Source organism: Nitrospirota bacterium (genome assembly GCA_013388455.1).
Lineage (GTDB): Bacteria > Nitrospirota > Thermodesulfovibrionia > Thermodesulfovibrionales > SM23-35 > JACAFF01.
Genome location: JACAFF010000034.1, coordinates 1 through 20,334 on the forward strand (window position 1 = coordinate 1; position 20,334 = coordinate 20,334).

The window sequence follows — 20,334 nt, forward strand, 5'->3', positions numbered from 1 at the left end:
GTCGGAGAAAAGGTTACTGTAACAGTGCAGCTTCCACCTTGAGAGATTGTTGGTGTAAGGCTTGTGCATGTGCCTAACTGAAGTATAAACTGACTGCTATCTCCTCCGATAATACTCATTGCACTTATATCAAGATCTGCTGTCCCTGTATTTGATATCGTAAAGGTTTGCGGTAAAGATGAACTTCCGATAGTTATACTTCCAAAATCATTAGAGGAAGGGGAAACCGATATGTTGGGGGCATCACTCACCCCTGAGCCGTATTCGAAAGCTCCCATGTCAACTTCAGTACCTGAAACCCTCGGATTTCCATCAAAATCAGTAGATGGAATCCATGGTGAAGAATTCCCTGAATCAATACATGGAGAACCAGCTTGAAGCTGGAAACCTCCATTAGTCGGGTCAGTGAATAATGGATTTAAATCAATACATCCTGTTCCAAACCATGATTGCCCAGTTCCACCTTCAATATCAGAATATACAGCTAACACCCTACCAACACCTGATTCTGATATTGCCTGAGGTGTGCTATCCCAGATTATGGCATTATAGATATGTACGTTTGTGCTACTGCTTAAGGAATAAAAATCTATACCACCGCCGTCAGCAGCAGAATTGTTATGAAATGTATCATTGTAGAAACCGGCAGTGGCTGTGCTAGTAGCAATCGAAATTCCTCCACCTACGTTAACAGCACTATTATTATGAAAGATATTATTTGCCAGGGTGATTGTCCCTGTTTCAGAATTTAGACTTAAACCACCTCCGTTTCTTCCTGCATCATTGTGATAGAAACGGTTTGCAGTCAGGGTTAATGACCCACTGCCTATCCAGGTCCATACACCTGCACCATCGGGCTCACCACCAGAGACAGAAGTAGTATTATTGCTGTAGTCATTACCTGTAAAACTTACAGAGCCGCTCTGGCAATATACAAGTGAACCACCTCCGCTGCCGTTCAAAGTGCTATTATTCGTAAATGTGTTATTTGTTAGGGTAACCGTGCCTGATAGATTTATCCTCGTGAATGAACCACCTCCGCCGAGGCCAGCTATATTGTGTGTGAAGGTATTGTTGGATATTGTAATATCCCCACCTTCACCCTCTACATATGTAAATAATCCAGCACCATCATCCCCTGATTCATTATTACTGAAAGTGTTGTTTGTTACAGTTACCTGCCCGCTTACTGTAATCGCTGATGCTCCACCGCCATCGTCACCTCCAGTGTCTGCTGTGCTGTTATTATCAAATGAGCTGTTAGAGATAGAGATCGTTCCTGTATCAGTCCAGGCTGAAAGGCCAGCGCCATCATTACCAGCATAGTTGTTGTTAAAAGCACAGTATTGTAAAGTGACTGAACCACTGTTCGAAACTAAAGAGGCTCCTCCACCAGTAACAACAGCACTATTATTATTAAATTCGCAACGTTCAACCGAGATGTCTGATGAATCTACAGAAATATTAAGTCCGCCGCCATTACCTGATGAATTTCCATTCTGGAATTCAATATATCTCACACTGATATCTGCATCCGGCTCTACTGTATTAATGCTCAGAATCTGAGCGGTGTTACCACCAAAAAGAATAGTTGAACCGGAAGAAGCACCTATGATTTCGAGAGAATGATTTTCAGTGCCTGTAGAAGTATAGGTAAGAGTGCTTGTTAAAGTATAGGTTCCAGCCGCCACATTAATTGTGTCATCCTCGCCATTTGATGAAGCTAAAGTCAAAGCAGACTGGAATTGAGGTATATCGCTAACATTGAATGTTGCAGACCACATTATTGAAGGTATGGCCAGGAATAAAACAAGAAAGCAAACAAAAAAAGTCCAAACCAATTTTTTTGTTTTCATACAGCACCTCCTTTTTAATTGTTAAGTATTGTCAAAAGTTTTTAAACAAAAATGTCTAAAACTCTTGATTTTCAATCCAACAGGCGAGACGCCTGTCCTACCGGAATTGATAAACTTTCCTCTTTCATAATTATCTTCCTGCTTTTCATAAAACTTTTGGCATTACCGTTTGCTATTAATTACAAGATTCCTCGGTTAATTTCCGTAACTCTTCATAACGCTTTTTATATCGTCATTACCCGACTTGATCGGGGAATCCCTTTATTCCTATGTATTCCTGTTGGAGTTTATGATGTCCTTGATACGGGAGAGTAATTACACCTTTAATAAAATAGGAAATAACAATAGATAACATATTTTTATAGTATAGAATAATCTTTCCCTTTTTTCATTTATAATCATCAATTCAAATAATTTCATTGTCAAATCAAATAAAATTATGAATTTATTAAAAAGACTAATAGATAATTATTTTAAAAATTTTAAAAAGTAATACCAGTAAAATAATAAATATTTTTATTATAATTAAAAAATGAAAAAAGGAATATATATACTTCCGAATACCCTTACACTTTGCGGTATGTTAATGGGTTTTTATTCAATTCTTTCTGCGCTGAAAGGTAATTATCTGCATGCAGCATGGGCTATTGTTATTGCTACAATATTTGATGGTCTTGACGGGTGGGTTGCACGACTTACGCACAGTACTACAAGATTTGGTATAGAACTCGATTCACTTTCAGACCTTGTTGCATTTGGTGTTGCGCCTTCGGTTATGATTTATAAGTGGGTGCTTATTGATTTCGGAAGATTAGGGTGGGCTGCCTCATTTTTGTTCCTCGCATGTGGTGCATTGAGGCTTGCGAGATATAATGTTCAAATGGGCTCTACAGAATCAAAGTCATTTACAGGTATGCCGATACCCGGTGCAGCACTAATCATATCTACACTCGTTATTTTTTGGTATCAGTTATGGGATAAAGGTCCTGAGAATAACATTCTGATTCTTTTTCTAACAGTTTTTATTGCTGTGCTTATGGTTAGCACACTTAGATTTCATGGTGCAAAAGAGTTAAATTTCAGCAAGCGTAAACCTTTTTGGATTTTGGTTGCAATAGTTGTAATTTTGACAATAATAATAATACATCCGCCAATTTCACTTTTTCTATTTGCAATGTTATATCTTATTAGCGGTATAATTGAAAATATTGTTCTTTTTTATAAAAGAAAAAAAAATTATAGGAAGATGGGAACTAATCAATGAGAATAATAAGAATATTTGATACTACACTCAGGGATGGAGAACAGTCACCAGGCGCCTCAATGAACATTGAAGAGAAATTAACCGTTGCAAAACAGCTTGCACGTCTTGGAGTTGATGTTATAGAGGCTGGATTTGCATATAGCTCGCCTGGCGATTTTGAATCCATAAAAACTATAGCAGCAGAAGTTGAAGGCCCTATAATCTGTAGCCTCGCCAGGGCAAGAGAAGAAGATATCAAAAGTGCTTGGGCTGCAATCAAAGATGCGCCGAAAAAAAGGATACATACATTTCATTCAACATCTGATATACATCTCAAATATCAATTCAGAGTTAGTAGGGAAGAGGCGTTAAAAAGGTCTGTTGAGATGGTCAAGTTTGCAAAGAGTTTTACAGATGATGTTGAATTTTCTCCTATGGATGCAACAAGGACGGATATCAATTATCTAAGTGAAGTTGTTGAAGCTGTTATTGAGGCAGGAGCAACAACTGTAAACATACCTGACACAGTTGGTTACAGTATCCCTATAGAATTTGGTGGCATGATTAAAAAACTATTTGAAAAGGTTAAAAATATTAATAAGGCTGTTATTTCGGTTCACTGTCATAATGATCTTGGTTTAGCAACGTCTAATTCTCTTGTTGCAGTGCTGAATGGGGCAGGGCAGATAGAATGCACGATTAACGGTATAGGGGAACGTGCAGGGAATTGTTCTATGGAAGAAGTTGTGATGGCATTAAGGACACGGAAAGATATTTTTAATGCAGACACAAAAATTAATACTGAAGAGATTTTACGAACGAGCAGGCTTGTGACAAAAATAACAGGTATTTATGTCCAGCCAAACAAAGCAATTGTCGGCGCAAATGCATTTGCCCATGAATCAGGTATTCATCAGGATGGGCTTCTAAAAGAAAAGACGACCTATGAAATTATCAAACCTGAAAGTGTTGGTTTCCATTCAACAAAGCTTGTTCTTGGTAAACATTCTGGAAGGCATGCATTCAAGACGAGACTGAAGGAACTCGGATATTCTCTTACTGATGAAGAGTTGAATAAAACATTCGAGAAGTTTAAGAGACTTGCTGACCAGAAAAAAGATATTTTCGATGAGGATATTGAAGCATTAATTACTGAAGATGTAACGAAGGTGCCTGAGGTTTACAGTCTTGTAGATTTACACATCATTAGTGGAATTAATCAGAAGCCCACGGCAACTGTTAAGCTTAAAATTGGGGAGGATATTATACACAGAATGGAGCAGGGCGATGGTCCTGTAGATGCGACTTATAAAGCAATTTCGTCAATCACAAAAACAAAAAGCAAATTATTAAAATTCGAAATTAAAGCCATAACAGGTGGAACTGATGCCCTTGGGGAAGTGATGGTTTCTCTTGAAGAGAATGGCAGAACTGTTAGAGGCCATGGTGCCGATACTGATATTATTGTAGCTGCTGCAAAGGCTTACATCAGTGCTCTTAATAAACTGGAGGCAAGAAAGAAGTAATAAATGCAAAAGAAGTCCCGATCTATATTTTTCCGGGAAAAATATCCATCGCTTCAATAAGTTCGCTTTTATCTCCACCCCTATATTGAGAGCCCCTGCATAGATAAATTTTAAGCATCAAAATTTTGATATAATCTGTTTATGAACCTTACTGATAATGCGTTGAAGATTCTCAGGGCAAGGTATCTTCTGAAAAATGAAAATGGCAATATAATCGAATCTCCTGAAGAGATGTTCAGGCGGGTAGCCAGAACTGTGGCCTCTGCAGAAAGTCTATATAACAGCAACCCTTCAGAATGGGAAGATAAATTCTATGAGATAATGACGGATTTAAGATTTCTTCCAAATTCTCCTACTCTTATGAACGCAGGAAAAGATTTAGGGCAGCTTGCTGCATGTTTTGTACTTCCTGTTGAAGATTCGATGAATTCGATATTCGATACGTTAAAAAATGCTGCTTTAATCCTGCAGAGCGGGGGTGGAACAGGTTTTTCTTTTTCTCAACTACGTCCCAGGGCAGACATAGTTCGTTCAACAGGAGGGATAGCAAGTGGTCCTGTTTCTTTTATGAAAATCTACAATACTGCCACAGAAGTCATAAAACAGGGTGGGGCGAGACGGGGTGCCAACATGGGGATATTACGTGTTGACCATCCTGATATTATTGAATTTATACGGATAAAGAGGTCTGAAAGAGAACTTACGAATTTCAATATTTCAGTTGCGGTAACAGATGCTTTTATAGATGCAGTGAAAAAAGATGAAGAATATAATCTAATAAATCCAAGAAGCGGAAATATTATGGGCAGAATTAAAGCGAAAATTGTTTTTGATGAAATGGTAGAGAGCGCATGGACAACAGGTGACCCAGGAATTATTTTTATAGACAGAATAAATAGAGATAATCCAACTCCAAATATTGGTGTTATGGAGTCAACAAACCCTTGTGGTGAGCAACCTCTTTTGCCCTATGAGGCTTGTGTTCTGGGATCAATCAATTTATCAAAATATGTCATAGATTCAGAAGTTGAGGGAAGGTGGATACCCTCCCTTAATCCCCTCCTTGGTAAGGGAGCGAGAAGGGAGGGTGACAAGCAGATCGGCCGAATAGATTGGCAGTCCCTTAGCGATGATATAGAGACAGCCGTGGTTTTCCTCGATGATGCAATTGATGTAAACAAATATCCTGTCCCTGCAATAGAACAAATGCACAAAGGTAATCGGAAGATTGGTCTTGGTGTGATGGGATGGGCAGATATGCTTATACTTCTCGGAATACCCTATAATCATAAAAGTGCATTCAAAATAGCAAGATATCTGATGAAATTTATCAGGGACAAAGCCCGTCAGACATCTGTTAAGATAGCTGAGCAAAGAGGGACATTTCCTAATTTTCAAGGCTCAATTTATGACTCTCCAGGTATGCCAAAAGTAAGAAATGCGACAACAACTACAATAGCGCCAACAGGCACTCTATCAATTATTGCCGACTGTTCAAGCGGTATAGAACCTATTTTTGCGCTCGCATATAAAAGGCTTATTCTGGAAACAGAACTCTCGGAGATAAACAAATACTTCTTCAGAATAGCAAAAGAGAGAGGTTTTTATTCAGAAGAACTGAAAAATAAGGTTATTCAGAAAGGACATTTATGGGGTATTAAAGAAGTTCCCGTTGATATAAAGAGGCTATTTAAAACTGCACATGAAATTCCTCCAGAAGACCATATAGAGATGCAGGCATGTTTCCAGGAATTTACAGATAATGCAGTTTCAAAAACGATAAATATGCCTTACAGAGCCAAAAAAGAAGATGTTGCAAAGGCATTTATGTTAGCTTATGAAAAGGGTTGTAAAGGCATTACGATTTTTCGATATGGAACTGCAAAAAAAGGCACGCTGATAAGATTTACAGATACCGATTAATTTCTCCGAGAATTTCCTCCAATAAATACGCTCTATTTTTCATAGTAATCCCAAAAAGAATTACATCGCTTCTCTCTTTTTTTTCTATTATTCCTAATTTGGTTTCTTTTATATCAATGATATCATGGGAGTAGATTTTCAAAAATAAATATTGACAAAAATGTTGAATCAATATATTTTATTAACATTTAAAATAAGTTTATTTTTTTCTCAAAAATATTAAGCCATGAAGGCTACACGCCAAGAAGGTATCAGTCTTCATGGTTTTTTTGTCCTATGAGAAAGTTAAATGGTTTCTAATAGGACTTAAAAAATCTATGCAGCATTTAGGCTAATTGAAAGATTTTTAGAAAAAGCCTTGAAGGCCTATCACCTGAAGGTGAGCTTTCAGGGCTTTTTTGTTTTGGGGGACATGAAAGAAACAAAACTTAAAGTAAATTCTACAGTTCAGTTCTGGGATAAAAATGCTAAATGGTACAAGTTATGGATAGAGCATAATAGCTATCATAGCGAAATTATTAAAATTCTCACTTCACTTGTTAAACCAGCATGGAAGGTTCTCGATATCGGTGCAGGCAATGGAATACTCTCTCTTCCTTTATGTGCGATTGGCTGTAATGTAACAGCGCTTGAGCCCTCGGAGGGCATGAGGAATCTATTATACGAAGGAGTCAAAAGAGCGGGAATTAATAATATTTCGATTGAAAGCAGAAGATGGGAAGAAATGCCCATTAGCGAAATATTTGATCATGACCTTGTCATAGCATCTAACAGCCTTCATTTAACCGAGCTGGGATTTTTATATGGACTTGAAAAGATTTTTATGGCAGAACCTGAAAATATCTTTATTGTTACTGAAATACATTTTTCCGATCTGGCGATAAGAGAAAGATTATATGATTATGAAATCATATATAAGAAATTTATCGAAACCGAAAGTTCTTATGCCTATCACTGTCTGGAGGAAGCTATTGAACACTGGACTTTCAAAAATGGAAGAATACCTGTTTACAACGAAAGGACCGAGTTGATGTTGCAACTGACATACGAAAGAGGTCATTTGTGGAAAAAAGGTTATACAACAGTTGGCATATTTTGGTGGGCAAAGAATAAGGCAATTTTCAATATAAATTCCAATAAAGGGGGTATACCATGTTTTTCAGGATATTAATCTGTTTGTTGTTTTTACCCACTTCCGTAAGCTTTGCTCAAGAACAAACTCAGGTGAATGGGACATATACAAAGATATTTCAACTTGATGAAATAACAATTTCAGAGAGTGAAATCAAAGAAGAATTAGAAACACCAAATATGACTACAATTTTGCCTGAATTGCTTTTGCAAGGAATCGGCTCAACGCTCGATTCTGCATTGAACCGTCAACCGGGTATTGATATTCAAAGGCCTCAGGAGGTTGGGGCAGCTCTTGATGACGATTCAATAAAAATCAGAGGCTTTGGTTCTCGTCGTATTCTTGTAACAATCGATGGTAGAACAATGAATATATCCGGAACAGCAGGTGGTTATTTTATCGATTGGACGACGATACCACTAAATAACATAGAAAAGATAGAAGTAATTAAGGGTGTTAGTGATCCTCGCTATGGCAATACACTTGGAGGCGTTATAAATCTTGTAACAAAAAAGCCCGAAAAGAAACCAGTGTTCGAAATTCAAGGACTTGGTGCGAGCTTTGATACATATACTTTAAGTTTTTTCCATGCATGGAAACCAGGAAACTTTGAATATTCGATAAGCGGCGGATATTCAGAAAGTGACGGTTATCTCAGAAATGGCGATTACTGGTTAAAAAATGCAAATGTTCATCTTGGATATGATTTACCGTGGAAAGGGAAAATTAAAGGTGACTTTCAGTATATAAATGTCAAAAAGGGTTTTATAGTTCCAAATAGACAATCAAATGATTTTGATAGCCCTGATTATGATGAACCAATTGATAGTGATTATCCTGCATCTGACGGAGAAATAATGTATGGTGGAATGGGTGCAACTCCTGAGCCCGGTAGTTGGTGGAAGAAAGAGAAATATTACATAAATCTCGGTTATGAACAGACATTTTCAAACAGCATCTTAAATCTTGCTTACTGGTGGAATCATGGTGATAGAGAGGCCTACAATACCCGTGAATCGCTGGATAGGGTATTTCATAAAGAGTTTTATGATGACAGGTCTTACGGAGCAGATGCATCATACATTCTGTATCTTAAGAATCATACAATCACAACAGGTATTGATTATAAAAGGTTTAAAGATGATGGTGATAGGAATTTTTCAGATGACTTCAGAAGTGCATTCAGGAATCGCAACTATGTAAACTCAGATGTTCTCGGTATCTTTCTTGTGGATGATATAGCAATTTCAAAAAAGTTTATTGTTTCACCAGGTATTAGATATACATCTTATGAAGGTAATGCAGGACCTGCCGGGAAGGCTGAAGGTATTAAAGATATATCAATGGAAGGTTTTGCTCCATCAGTAAAAGTAACCTATAACTATGATAAAGATGGACTGGCATATCTCAGTATTTCACGTGCCTTAAGAATGCCAACGCCACCTGAACATTACTGGCATTATTCACCAGATGCTGGGGTTAATACATCTCAACTGCCCTTTGATGAGGAAGATGGCATTATGATACAGGGTGGGTGGAAGGCTGAGTTTCCTACAAAAACAAGGGTTGAAATATCACCTTATTACTACCGAATTGATGACTATATTCAGTTTGATTTAATAAACTTCATCTCCTACAACATTGATAAAGCAAAACTCTATGGAATAGAAATGGAAGTAGCACAGCAATTAGGAAAGGGTTTTTCTGCATTTGCAAACTACACTTTTCAAAAGAGTGAGACCGAAGGTGATCCATTTGTTAGCAATTTCGTAGCTCCAGAGGACAGGGATTTTGATGAAATCCCTGGACTGCCCAAACATAAGATTAATGCAGGGATACAGTATAAAGGTTCGAAGAAGGAGAAAATTTCAGTATATGCAAAATATGTTTCAAGCCAGAAAGTTATTTATAACAATAATACTCTTGGGAATACTGAACTAAGAGTAAGAAAGCAGGATTCCTTTGTGACTGCTGATATTGAGGCATCATATCCTGTCATGAAAAATATCGACATAACTGGATATGTCCATAATCTTTTTGATGAAGATTATCAGGAACGTTTCGGATTTCCTGCTGCGGAGCGGAATTTTGGCATTGGATTGAAGGTGATCTTTTAGTGCAGAAGTTCCTTAAGATTTTTTCGATACTCTTTGCAGGAATTATTATTTTAAGTGGTTGCCGTGGAGATGTTAAAAAAAGCAGAGCAGCAGATACTATTACTATTGCAATATCCTCAGAACCAAAAAGATTAAATCCCGTGTTCCTTACTGATCTTATTTCTTATTCTGTAAGCGGCCTTATATTCAGTGGCCTTACGAAATTCGACAAGGATATGAAAATTAAAGGCGACCTTGCTGAATCATGGGATATTCTTGATGGAGGACGGAAAATCATTTTCCATCTTAAAAAAGATGTATTATGGCATGATGGTAACCAGTTCACCGCAAATGATGTAGTCTTCACCTATAACACTTTTATATCTCCAAGTGTAGCAACCTCTTTAAAAGATAACTTTGGATCAGTGAAGGAAGTCAGGGCATTAGATCCTTATACTGTATCTGTCTCTTACGATGAGCCTTATGGTTCAGCGCTTGAGAGCTGGACTGTGGGCATTATCCCAAAACATATACTTCAACATAAAGATGTCAATAATACATCCTTCGAAAATTTCCCTGTAGGAACAGGACCATACAAGCTCAGGGAATGGGTGCATGGGCAGAGGTTATGGCTGGAGGCTTTTGATAGTTATCATGCAGGACGCCCCAAAATCACAAATCTTATTATACGTATAATACCTGACACAGCAACACAGTTTCTTGAATTAAAAGCAGGCAGTATAGATTTGATGGAGCTATCACCAATGCAGTTTAATAACAAAACTGGTCATGAGGACCTTTCATCTGATTTTGTTAAGTATCGTGCAGGTTCATTTAGATATGGCTTCCTTGGATTAAATCTTATCGACAGAAGATTTCAGGATAAAAGAGTCCGTCAGGCGATAAGTTATGCAATTGATAAGGATGCAATAATTAATTCGGTTTTAAGGGGATTTGGAAGCAGATCAACAGGACCTTATCCACCTGAGGCATGGTATTACAACAGAGAAGCAAAGTCTTACGCCTATAATCCGCAGAAAGCCTTAGAATTAATGATAGAGGCAGGATGGAAAAAAGGGACAGACGGGATACTTAGAAAAAATGCTGACTTAATGTCTTTTATGATTCTTACGAATTATGAGAATAAAGAGAACATAAAAACTGCCCAGATAATTCAGAGCAATCTTAAGGCAATTGGAATAGAAACTGACATACGCACACTTGAATGGCAGGCGTTCAGACACAATGTAATCAGCAAGCATCAGTTTGAAGCAATTGTTCTGTCGCGTGCATATCTCTGGGACCCAGACATATATGAGTTATGGCATTCGAGCAAGACTAAAGAGGGTGAATGGAATTTTCTAAGTTATAAGAATAAAGAACTTGACATGCTACTCGAAAATGGAAGAAGGGCGATTACAATAGCTGACAGGCAAAGGATTTATCATAAACTTCATGAACTACTCGCAGAAGAACAACCGTGCATATTTCTTTATAATGCAGACCTGCTGTTCATTGCGCATAAAAGAATCAAAGGCATAATTACGTCGCCTGCGGGGATGCTCCATAACATCGCTGAGTGGTATGTTGAGCAATAGTTTTAATTCAAGCATAGATTTATTAGGGTTTCCTCTGGATATTTGCTAACCCTCTGGAGGACGGTATGGAGGGAGTTTCCCTCCATACCGGATTTTTTCGAAACACAGGGCACTTTCATAACGTCATAATTATTCAGTCGGTGAAGGAGGTGAGAGCAATCAGAATTGAGAATTGAGATTTGAGATTTCAGATTGAAAGGTATAAATAATCAGGGCAGGGATGGTCTTTGGGAGGACTCCCTGCCCCAAAGGAAAGCGATGTGGTAGCAACGCCCCTTTTTTATTTTAACAGAGAAGGGAGTGAGAGGAAAGAAGGAGGGAAAGGTGAAGAAGTTTATTGAAATTTTCTCATGTTTATTTCTGGGATTGTTGATTATGGCATCATTCGCAATAGCAGAAGAGATAAAAAAAGATGAGAATGGGGAGGCGAAGCTTGAGGAAATTGTGGTAACCGCCACTAAAACCCCGCATAAATTAGAAGATGTTCCTGTTGAGACTGTCTTAATTAGTCAGGAGGATATTAAAAATTCTAATGCAAAAAATGTATCTGAGATTTTGAAAGATGTGCCAGGTTTTTATATAAGAGGTGAGAATGTTCCAGGCTCGTCATCTTATTTGTCAAGATTAAGAGGTTTTGATTTTGACCGCGGCTATGGGCTCATACTCATTGACGGTGAGAGAGTCCTTGGCGGTGGTATGGGAGAATACGGGATAAGTATCAATCAGATACCAGTTGAAATGATAGAGAGGATAGAGATTGTTAAAGGCCCGGGCTCTGTATTATACGGGAGCGATGCTATAGCAGGTGTTGTAAATATCATAACAAAACCGATACCTGAGAAACCGTTGTTTACGTTAAACGCTGGTTATGGTTCAGAAGAAACATCTATGGCAAGTATTAGTTATGGTCAAAAAATTAAGAACATTGGTGTTTTGCTCAGCGCTCAAAGTGAAAAATCTGAAAGAGGGCGCTATAGTGCATCAAAAGATAAATTTGAAGCAAAACATATAATGACAAAACTTTTATATTCTATTTCTGAAAATGTCAATTTTTCTGTAGGAATGAATTATGATAAATCAGAGTGGCAGTATCAGATTGATGAAAAAATCAAATTCAGTCCATCTCTGGAATTAACATTACCTGATACATCAGTTTTAAAATTTAAAGGATATTGGAATAGGCTTAATATGGACTCTTTTTCCCCAGGTTATACCCGACGCTTTGGTGACATTACTTATAACGATGCAGAAGTTCAATACTCAAGACTTTTTGGCAAAATACATCTTGCAACTGCTGGGGTTGAATATCTGCTACGTGATATTAATGCAAGTTTTGCAGATAAACAGGACAAAGTATGTAGTTTTTATCTGCAGGATGAGATGACACCTAAACCTTTTAGCATAGTTTTTGGTGGTAGATTAGATAATCATTCACTTTATGGAACTGAATTTAATCCTAAAGCAAGTATTATGTGGGAGATTTCTGATAAGACAAGATTAAGAGCATCGGTAGGTAGAGCATTCAAATCGCCAACGATCAGACAACTTTATGTTTTTTTTAAACACGGTAATTGGTGGAATAGACCTGACCCAGATCTTAATCCAGAAGTTTCGTGGGGTTATTCAGCAGGAGTTGAACAGATTATTTCGGACAGGATATCCGCTAATTTAAGTCTTTATAGGAATGATGTAAAAGACGTTATCATTGCAGTTGATACAACAGATAAAATAGATAATGTTCCTGTTCGCACATGGAAGAATGTGAGAGAAGCTTATACACAGGGGATTGAATTCAGCTTAACGGCTTATATTATTGATAACTTCGGTGTGAGTTTAGGTTATACATATCTTGATACAGAGAATAAGGAGTTAAAAAAAGAGCTGCCATATAGCCCGCACAATACAGTTAATATAGGATTGAATTATGAAATTAAGCGATTATTGGCTTCTATACATTGGGTAACAAACTATTATTCAAAGGCTTTCAGCAATGAGACAAACACATCTGAAATAAAAGAATATTCTGTCTCAAACCTAAAAATAATTAAAGAAATCACAAAAAACATCTCATTTTCATTGGATATAGATAACATATTTGGCTCTGATTACGGAGAGCCAAACAAGGAGTGGCTTGGAAGGGTCTATTTCGGTAAACTGGGTGTAAAAATATAGGAGAGAATATTATGAAAAAAGAAATAAAGAAATGCATTATTATCTTATTAGCGTCAAGCATGTATTTTATAATGACAGGTCTATCATTCGCTCATGACTTGTGGATTAATGTTGATAATCATACATCAACAAAAGAAAAAATTATAGCGAAAGTAGTGTTTGGTCACAATTTCCCTTATTACGATATCCTGATAAGCAGAGACAGCCTTGCAGAATTTTCTTATCTCGACCCTGAAGGGCAAAAGAAAATTATCACAAATACATGGGAAGACAAGACTGGTGACAGGTCAGGCGCTTTAGTTGGAGAATTCATTCCTGATCAAAAAGGTTCGTATTTGATCACCGCTTATAGAAAGGTAAAAGGTGACAGGCAGCATGTAGCCTCTGAAAAGTATGCTAAATCAATTGTCTCTGTTGGCGAAGGGAAGAGTAGTATCAGTAAACCTTTAGGTCACCGTATTGAGATTATTCCTTTAAAAGACCCAAAGGATATAAAAGCTGGAGATAACATTTCTGTTAAGATACTTTTTGAAGGAAAACCTTTATCAACATACTTGTATGCAACCTATGCGGGCTACTACTCTGAGGACGAACCGTTTCCTTTTTTTACAAAAAGCAACGAAGATGGAATAGCTAACTTGAAAATTCCTCAAGCTGGTATTTATATGCTTGTATGTAACCATAAGGTTGATTTTTCTGCATCACTAACCTTTCAAGTTTTTGAAGGGTCTAAATGAAAAGCGCGGAGTTTGCAACAATGAAGATAAAACTATTTACATCCATTATAATTATTATTCTTCTTATTTTGACAAAGTCTGCATTTGCCCATTACCTCTGGATAGAGAAAGAAAATAGTATTTTCAAGGTCTTGTGGGGGCATCCACCTGATTTAAGCTCTTATGAACCTGGAAAGTTAAAAGAGGCAAAGGCTTTTGACATCAATGGTAAGGAAGTCTCATTAATAAGGAAAAATGAAAAAGATATGGTTTACTTTTCCTCAAAAGACGGCGTATCAATTATTGCTGTTTCCTTTGAAGGTGGTTATCTTGTAACTACCCCTGACGGAAAAAAAAGACTTAAAAAAAAAGAAGCTATAAAATCAGGGCTGCAGGTAATAGACTCAATTTATTCTTCACATTTTGCCAAGGGTATATTTGCATACAGCCATATCATAACAAAACCTGCGGGATTAAAGTTTGAGATTGTACCGCTTAAGAATCCTTTTATATTAAATTCTGGAGAAATTCTGCCAGTTAAGATTTATTTTGATGGCTCTACAGTTGAAGGAGTTGCGATAGAAATAAATAGAGAAATAATCAGGACTGATAAACAAGGTTTCGCTAATGTAAAAATAAGTGAAAAAGGACAGCAGTTTATTATTGCTAAATACAGAATACCAGCAAAAGATAATTCTGACGCCGATTATCTATCTTATACCACTGTTCTTACCTTTGAGGTAAAGTGATGTTAAGATCTTTTACAATTATAATGCTTCTGCTCCTGATATATTCAGGGGCAGAAGCCCATACTGTTAATTATCATGTAGAAAACAAAGGCATAAGTGTGCGTGTTTTTTACACAGAGGATGACCCTGCAAGCTATTCTTCATATGAAATTTTTGGTCCGGGCGATAAGATACCCCATCAGAAAGGAAGGACGGACAAAAACGGTTTTGTCTCATTCCTGCCAGACAGGAAAGGGAAATGGGTCATAAATGTCTATGGAGAATCCGAACATGGGATGCATGGGGCACAGATTGTGGTAAATGTTAATGAAAATCTTTTTATGGAATCTTTTAAAAAGCCCCTGGTTGCCAAATACACAAAGGCTTTTGTAGGTATAAGCATTCTACTTGCGATATTTGGTGTATGGGCTTTGCTGAAAACAAAGAAAAAGGTGGTAGTGCAGAATGATAGCAAGCGCTCTAAATATCTATAAATAATTAACCTTAAAATAATATGAATTCAAATGTTTATATAATCCCAAAACAAGTAAGTGGTTGCCTATATTTAGCCCTGTAATTCAACATTGTAGTTTTCCATCATATAATTTTTGGCTTGAGTTTTATATTACACTTTATATTAAATAGAAATGATTTCTATTTAGATATGGAGACGAAAGAGGTAATAAATGCGATTTACTAAGATACTGAAATGGCTTTATTGTTCATCTCTGGTGCGCTTGTGGTTCATTATTTCATCCGGTACAATACTGACTTCAACCTGCCCATGCTGCGGCAAGCAGGGTTGTCCCATAGGTGTGTGGTGGTTTGTAGTTTTCGGAGGCTTCGTTGTTTTTTGCAAAAGTTGTGTTCAAAGGCTTAATAATAAAGTATTCAGCCGGGTATCTACAATTAATAAAACCGAAAATGTTTTTTCAATAAAGTAAGATATATGAAAACTATAAAAATGAAAGAGAAAATCACCAATTCCGATTTTCCGCAGATCTTGAGGAGTTTAAATCTGAAAATTACTCCGAAAAGACTTGCACTTCTTGATATTCTGCTGAATGAATCATCATACCTGAGCCCTGAAGAAATATGGTCAAAGATGAAAAAACATATCGGAAGGATAGGTCTTCCAACAGTCTATCGTATTCTGGAAGAACTTTCGGAAAGGGATATCATCTCAAAGGTTGTTCATCCTAACCGGCAGCTTTATTATTATTTTTGCCCGAACAGGGCCCATCATCATCACTTTATCTGTCTTTCATGCCGCAGTGTTGAGGATATCAAATTCTGCGCGCTTGTGGAACTACAGAAGGAAGTGAAGAGGAAACTCAATGGAAAAGTAGTTTCGCATATTCTTCAGGTGAATGGTTACTGTCGTAATTGTCTGAACAAAAAAGGAGATGGAAATGAAAGTTAAACAGGTGATTGCCTTATGTATTATTATAATTCTGGTCGGTTTCTTTACCGCATGTTCAAAGGGGACGCAAGAACCCTCAGGTATTAAGAAACTCAAGGTTACTACAACGCTCTTTCCAGTATATGATATGGCAAAAAAGATTGGGATGGACAAAGCGGACATTTCTTTGCTTTTACCACCTGGAGTTGAAGCCCATTAGTTTGAGCCTACACCCAGTGATATTGTAAAAATCAATGTATCCGATATTTTTGTGTACACAGGAAAGTTTATGGAACCATGGGCACATGACATTATTAAGAGCACTGACAAAAAAGTAAAAGTTGTTGACGCCAGTTTTGGTGTCGAACTGGTGAAAGAAGAAAAGGAGCACGAACATGACCATGAAGTAGTTCATCACCATAAGTCGGGGAAAGAACACCACGATCATGACAGAATTGATCCGCACATCTGGCTTGATTTTGACAATGCCAAAACAATGGCAGCAAATATCACAAAGCATTTTCCGAGATTGATCCACAAAACGCTGAGTTTTACTGGAAAAATCTTGAAAACTATCAGTCTAAACTCACCGAACTGGACAATGCATATAAAAATACGCTGTCTGCCTGCAGAACGAAAACAATTATTTACGCGGGCATTATGCTTTTGGCTATCTGGCAAAAAGATATAATTTGGCATATTCTGCTGCCCAAGGATTTTCGCCTGAATAATGATTTGATCAAGCTTGTTAATCAGATTAGGAAACAAAAGATCGAATATATAGCTTCCCATTGTATCTGTAAACAAAGTCTGTTTCAGCTATGGGCAGTTTGAAGCGCTGTCTGAAGTTACTTTTGAAATAGAAAAGGGTGATTATATTGGTCTTGTCGGGCCAAATGGTTCCGCAAAAACCACTCTCATCAAGATCATCCTTGGTCTTTTGAAACAGAAAAGTGGTACCGTCAGTCTGTTCGGGACAAATCCGTCAGCGTTTAGAAACAGGCAGAATATAGGCTATCTTACACAGAAATTGATTCATTTCAATCCTTATTTCCCTGCTATAGTAAAGGAGATCGTTTCGATGGGACTGTTGTCTGGGAAAAAAATTTTAAAACATATCACGAAGGATGAAGAAGTGCTGATAAACGAAGCTATGGCATTAATCAATGTAAGTGATCTGAAAGATACATTGTTTGGTGAGCTTTCGGGAGGTCAGCAGCAAAGGGTCCTTGTTGCACGTGCGATAGTTAATAAACCAGAGCTATTAATCCTTGATGAGCCGACTACAGCACTCGATCCTGACGCGCGGGGAACTTTCTTTAAAATTATTTACCATCTTAACAGCAATAAAAAGATGACAATCCTTTTTATTACCCATGACATAGCAAGCATAGGCACTTACGCTTCAAAGCTTTTGTACCTTGATAAGAAGGTCATTTTTTATGGAAGCTTTGAAGACTTCCGTCTGTCAAAAGACATGACACAGTATCTCGGAACATTTACACAGCATCTTGTCTGTTACAGGCATGGATGATATGGACATATTAAGTGCGCTTCATTATGAATTCATTAAAAGAGCATTTATTGCAGGATTGTTTATCGCCTTAGCATGCTCGGTTCTTGGCGTACTTCTTGTGTTGCGGAGGCTTGCCTTGATTGGAGATGGACTTGCCCATGTAACCTTCGGAAGTGTAGCAGTCGGGTTGCTTCTTAAACAAAATCCAGCATTAATTGCTATTCCAATCGTCGTTGTGAGTTCGGTGGGGATCATGAAATTAATGCAAAAAGCAAAGCTTTACGGATCATTAGTCGGCATATCTTCGGTGCTTATCAGGATTTATGCATCTTTTAATATAAATCTTCCAACAGGCGCAACAATTGTCATGGGTGAACTTTTTCCTTTTTTTATTGCGTTTCTTTTACGGCGTGCTGTGCAGATGTATGGAAATTAAAATATGTTTTGAATGTGTTACAGCAATCCGCAAGGTCTATTGTTTTGTAAAAGATTTGGTGTTCCGTATTGACATCTGGGCAAAACGCCCATTTTTTTTATTAAAGAAATATGAATGAAAATCTTTTTTAATTTAAGGCGAATTTCAGCTACTAATTTATTTATAAGTGGAGTAGTATTATATTTTTATTAACCCAAAATCAGGTAATCTATACAACTATTGAAATCAAGCAGAACAAAAATAGTATCTTTTATATGTCAATGAGCATAATTGACAAATTTATTTATAATCCTTACAATGAAAGTAAGGATTATATTCCTTACAGGAGATGTTTATGCTGGTGGCAAAGGTTACATCCAAAGGACAGATAACAATTCCCAAAAAAGTGAGGGATAAGCTCGGAATTGAATCGGGAGAAAGGATAAGCTTTATTGAAAAAAACGGTATTTTTTATATTAAAAAAGCAGTTAAAGAATCTCCTTTTGATAAATGGGTTGGAAAGCTGAAAACACTTAAGGGTAAAAAATCTGACACAATAACTGATGAACTAAGGGGCAGATGATAACAGCGATAGATACCAATATTTTACTTGACATACTGATACCTGATGAGACTTATTTGACATCCTCGAAAAAAATACTTAATGAATACCTGTCAAAGGGTCAGCTTATCATATGTGAGCTTGTATACGCCGAGTTAGCAACTCAATTTTCAGATGAGCAGGAATTGCATGATTTTTTCTCAGACACAGGAATAAGGATGATGCCCTCTAACAAAGAAGTATTGTACCGTGCGGGTAAAGCATGGAAAGAATATGTCAGAAACAGAAAGGTTGCTTTAGAATGCTCCAATTGCGGCAAAGCTATCCCCGTTACCTGTCCTGAATGTAAATCAGCTGTCAAATTCAGGCAGCATATTATTAGTGATTTCATAATAGGTGCCCATGCTCTTGTTTATGCCAAACTTTTACTGACCAGGGACCGCGGATTCTATAAGACATACTTTAAAGACTTAAAGCTTGCTGGGTGATTTATTATTAAAGGTTCTTCCCTGAAAGATTAAAATTGCATCTTTTTTTCCTAAATAAGTCAGGAATTCTTACATCTTTCATCTTTTTTAGTCCGTCTTTTTCTGACATCCTGAAACCAAAAAATTATCATTAACTACGTATCAGTCATTTAACCCGAAAAATGCAATTAGGATATAGGATAATAGAAGTATTTAAAAAGTTCTCCTTTCGTATTAAGGAAGTGAGAGAAAGCACTTCTGGATAAGGCATGAATCGGTATAGCTGATAGGCCTGAAAAGAGTATTCAATGGCTGCAGAGTGATCATAGGATGAAGTAACAAGGATGATCCTTCTGTGCAAATAATCATAAAGTAATATTGTATAATTTATTAGATAACTGAAAGTAGTTTAGAATAAAATTAATTGATTGCTGAAAATAGAGGTTTTATATAATGAAAACGCTTGAAGAGATCAAGGAAATTTTGAAAAGGCATAAGGAAGAAGTTGTCAGAGAATATAATGTCAAGGAAATCGGTATTTTCGGGTCCATTGTGCGTGGAGAGCAAAAAAAGAGGAGTGATATAGATATATTGGTTGAGTATTATGAGCTTCCCGACCTCTTAAAGCTTATTGAACTTGAAATGCGCCTCCAAAGGATATTGAAAAAGAAAGTAGATCTTGTTGAAAAAAGTGGGATTAGGCCTGAGCTCAAAAACAGGATATTAAAAGAGGTGGTTTATATTTGAAACGGGATTATTCTCTCTTTCTAAAGGATATTCTTCAAGCGATCACCGATATTGAAAATTTTGTCTCCGATATGGACTTTCATGCATTCTACTCTGATAGAAAGACCAGAAGTGCCGTTGCACACCAAATCGAAATAATAGGAGAAGCAACAAAAAACGTACCTAAGTCAATTAGAGATAGGTACAAAGAGTTGCCATGGCAGGATATGGCAAAAATGCGTGATAAGATTAGTCA

Annotated in this window: 20 protein-coding genes; 19 read left to right on the plus strand and 1 reads right to left on the minus strand. The window is 37.0% G+C overall.

Going from position 1 to position 20,334, the window contains the following annotated elements; translation table 11 throughout:
* The coding region (locus HXY53_08205; protein NWF76531.1) for a choice-of-anchor D domain-containing protein at positions 1–1,856 on the minus strand (1,856 nt) is incomplete at its 3' end.
* 532 nt (positions 1,857–2,388) lie between these two features.
* Between HXY53_08205 and pssA the strand changes: the two genes are divergently transcribed.
* The 19 genes from pssA to HXY53_08300 form a co-directional block, all read left to right on the plus strand.
* Positions 2,389–3,120, plus strand: coding sequence for a CDP-diacylglycerol--serine O-phosphatidyltransferase (gene pssA, locus HXY53_08210; protein NWF76532.1), 732 nt, complete (start codon positions 2,389–2,391; stop codon positions 3,118–3,120).
* Complete coding sequence (locus HXY53_08215; GenBank protein NWF76533.1) at positions 3,117–4,625, plus strand: 2-isopropylmalate synthase; 1,509 nt, start codon at positions 3,117–3,119, stop codon at positions 4,623–4,625. Before pssA ends, HXY53_08215 begins: the two co-directional genes overlap by 4 nt.
* Positions 4,626–4,766: 141 nt before the next feature.
* The gene (locus HXY53_08220) at positions 4,767–6,548 is read left to right on the plus strand and encodes an adenosylcobalamin-dependent ribonucleoside-diphosphate reductase (protein ID NWF76534.1); all 1,782 of its coding nucleotides are present in this window, start codon (positions 4,767–4,769) and stop codon (positions 6,546–6,548) included.
* Positions 6,549–6,960: 412 nt separating this feature from the next.
* The gene (locus HXY53_08225; protein NWF76535.1) at positions 6,961–7,719 is read left to right on the plus strand and encodes a class I SAM-dependent methyltransferase; all 759 of its coding nucleotides are present in this window, start codon (positions 6,961–6,963) and stop codon (positions 7,717–7,719) included.
* A complete protein-coding gene (locus HXY53_08230) occupies positions 7,701–9,797 on the plus strand; it encodes a TonB-dependent receptor (protein NWF76536.1) in 2,097 nt (698 codons plus the stop codon). Before HXY53_08225 ends, HXY53_08230 begins: the two co-directional genes overlap by 19 nt.
* Positions 9,797–11,374 carry a peptide-binding protein gene (locus HXY53_08235; protein ID NWF76537.1) on the plus strand — a complete coding sequence of 526 codons (1,578 nt, stop codon included), beginning with the start codon at positions 9,797–9,799 and terminating at the stop codon, positions 11,372–11,374. Before HXY53_08230 ends, HXY53_08235 begins: the two co-directional genes overlap by 1 nt.
* A gap of 324 nt (positions 11,375–11,698) precedes the next feature.
* Positions 11,699–13,546 (plus strand): TonB-dependent receptor, encoded by a 1,848-nt coding sequence (locus HXY53_08240; protein NWF76538.1) that lies wholly within the window; start codon positions 11,699–11,701, stop codon positions 13,544–13,546.
* 11 nt (positions 13,547–13,557) lie between these two features.
* Positions 13,558–14,283: a DUF4198 domain-containing protein gene (locus HXY53_08245; protein ID NWF76539.1), complete on the plus strand. Its 726-nt coding sequence runs from the start codon at positions 13,558–13,560 to the stop codon at positions 14,281–14,283.
* The gene (locus HXY53_08250) at positions 14,280–15,011 is read left to right on the plus strand and encodes a DUF4198 domain-containing protein (protein NWF76540.1); all 732 of its coding nucleotides are present in this window, start codon (positions 14,280–14,282) and stop codon (positions 15,009–15,011) included. The genes HXY53_08245 and HXY53_08250 overlap by 4 nt, the downstream gene beginning before the upstream one ends.
* On the plus strand, positions 15,011–15,484 hold the full coding sequence (locus HXY53_08255) for a hypothetical protein (GenBank protein ID NWF76541.1): 474 nt from the start codon (positions 15,011–15,013) through the stop codon (positions 15,482–15,484). Before HXY53_08250 ends, HXY53_08255 begins: the two co-directional genes overlap by 1 nt.
* A 470-nt stretch (positions 15,485–15,954) precedes the next feature.
* Positions 15,955–16,413: a transcriptional repressor gene (locus HXY53_08260; GenBank protein NWF76542.1), complete on the plus strand. Its 459-nt coding sequence runs from the start codon at positions 15,955–15,957 to the stop codon at positions 16,411–16,413.
* The gene (locus tag HXY53_08265) at positions 16,403–16,612 is read left to right on the plus strand and encodes a hypothetical protein (protein ID NWF76543.1); all 210 of its coding nucleotides are present in this window, start codon (positions 16,403–16,405) and stop codon (positions 16,610–16,612) included. The genes HXY53_08260 and HXY53_08265 overlap by 11 nt, the downstream gene beginning before the upstream one ends.
* Positions 16,613–16,633: 21 nt before the next feature.
* Entirely contained in the window at positions 16,634–17,083 is a 450-nt protein-coding gene (locus tag HXY53_08270; protein NWF76544.1) for a zinc ABC transporter substrate-binding protein, read from the plus strand.
* A 99-nt stretch (positions 17,084–17,182) separates the two neighbouring features.
* Positions 17,183–17,926: a metal ABC transporter ATP-binding protein gene (locus HXY53_08275; protein NWF76545.1), complete on the plus strand. Its 744-nt coding sequence runs from the start codon at positions 17,183–17,185 to the stop codon at positions 17,924–17,926.
* A gap of 1 nt (position 17,927) precedes the next feature.
* Complete coding sequence (locus HXY53_08280) at positions 17,928–18,344, plus strand: metal ABC transporter permease (GenBank protein NWF76546.1); 417 nt, start codon at positions 17,928–17,930, stop codon at positions 18,342–18,344.
* Between the two features lie 340 nt (positions 18,345–18,684).
* Positions 18,685–18,906 carry an AbrB/MazE/SpoVT family DNA-binding domain-containing protein gene (locus tag HXY53_08285; GenBank protein ID NWF76547.1) on the plus strand — a complete coding sequence of 74 codons (222 nt, stop codon included), beginning with the start codon at positions 18,685–18,687 and terminating at the stop codon, positions 18,904–18,906.
* Complete coding sequence (locus tag HXY53_08290; protein ID NWF76548.1) at positions 18,903–19,373, plus strand: type II toxin-antitoxin system VapC family toxin; 471 nt, start codon at positions 18,903–18,905, stop codon at positions 19,371–19,373. Before HXY53_08285 ends, HXY53_08290 begins: the two co-directional genes overlap by 4 nt.
* Positions 19,374–19,805: 432 nt before the next feature.
* Positions 19,806–20,099, plus strand: a complete 294-nt coding sequence (locus HXY53_08295; GenBank protein ID NWF76549.1) for a nucleotidyltransferase family protein — start codon at positions 19,806–19,808, stop codon at positions 20,097–20,099.
* A gap of 71 nt (positions 20,100–20,170) precedes the next feature.
* Positions 20,171–20,334 (plus strand): DUF86 domain-containing protein (locus tag HXY53_08300; protein NWF76550.1); only part of this gene is annotated, 164 nt, incomplete at its 3' end.

Excerpts from the sequence above, each read along its gene's own strand:
- pssA (NWF76532.1), top strand. The coding sequence starts at position 2,389 with ATGAAAAAAGGAATATATATACTTCCGAATACCCTTACACTTTGCGGT.
- HXY53_08215 (NWF76533.1), top strand. The coding sequence starts at position 3,117 with ATGAGAATAATAAGAATATTTGATACTACACTCAGGGATGGAGAACAG.
- HXY53_08220 (NWF76534.1), top strand. The coding sequence starts at position 4,767 with ATGAACCTTACTGATAATGCGTTGAAGATTCTCAGGGCAAGGTATCTT.
- HXY53_08225 (NWF76535.1), top strand. The coding sequence starts at position 6,961 with ATGAAAGAAACAAAACTTAAAGTAAATTCTACAGTTCAGTTCTGGGAT.
- HXY53_08230 (NWF76536.1), top strand. The coding sequence starts at position 7,701 with ATGTTTTTCAGGATATTAATCTGTTTGTTGTTTTTACCCACTTCCGTA.
- HXY53_08245 (NWF76539.1), top strand. The coding sequence starts at position 13,558 with ATGAAAAAAGAAATAAAGAAATGCATTATTATCTTATTAGCGTCAAGC.
- HXY53_08250 (NWF76540.1), top strand. The coding sequence starts at position 14,280 with ATGAAAAGCGCGGAGTTTGCAACAATGAAGATAAAACTATTTACATCC.
- HXY53_08255 (NWF76541.1), top strand. The coding sequence starts at position 15,011 with ATGTTAAGATCTTTTACAATTATAATGCTTCTGCTCCTGATATATTCA.
- HXY53_08260 (NWF76542.1), top strand. The coding sequence starts at position 15,955 with ATGAAAGAGAAAATCACCAATTCCGATTTTCCGCAGATCTTGAGGAGT.
- HXY53_08265 (NWF76543.1), top strand. The coding sequence starts at position 16,403 with ATGAAAGTTAAACAGGTGATTGCCTTATGTATTATTATAATTCTGGTC.
- HXY53_08280 (NWF76546.1), top strand. The coding sequence starts at position 17,928 with ATGGACATATTAAGTGCGCTTCATTATGAATTCATTAAAAGAGCATTT.
- HXY53_08290 (NWF76548.1), top strand. The coding sequence starts at position 18,903 with ATGATAACAGCGATAGATACCAATATTTTACTTGACATACTGATACCT.
- HXY53_08295 (NWF76549.1), top strand. The coding sequence starts at position 19,806 with ATGAAAACGCTTGAAGAGATCAAGGAAATTTTGAAAAGGCATAAGGAA.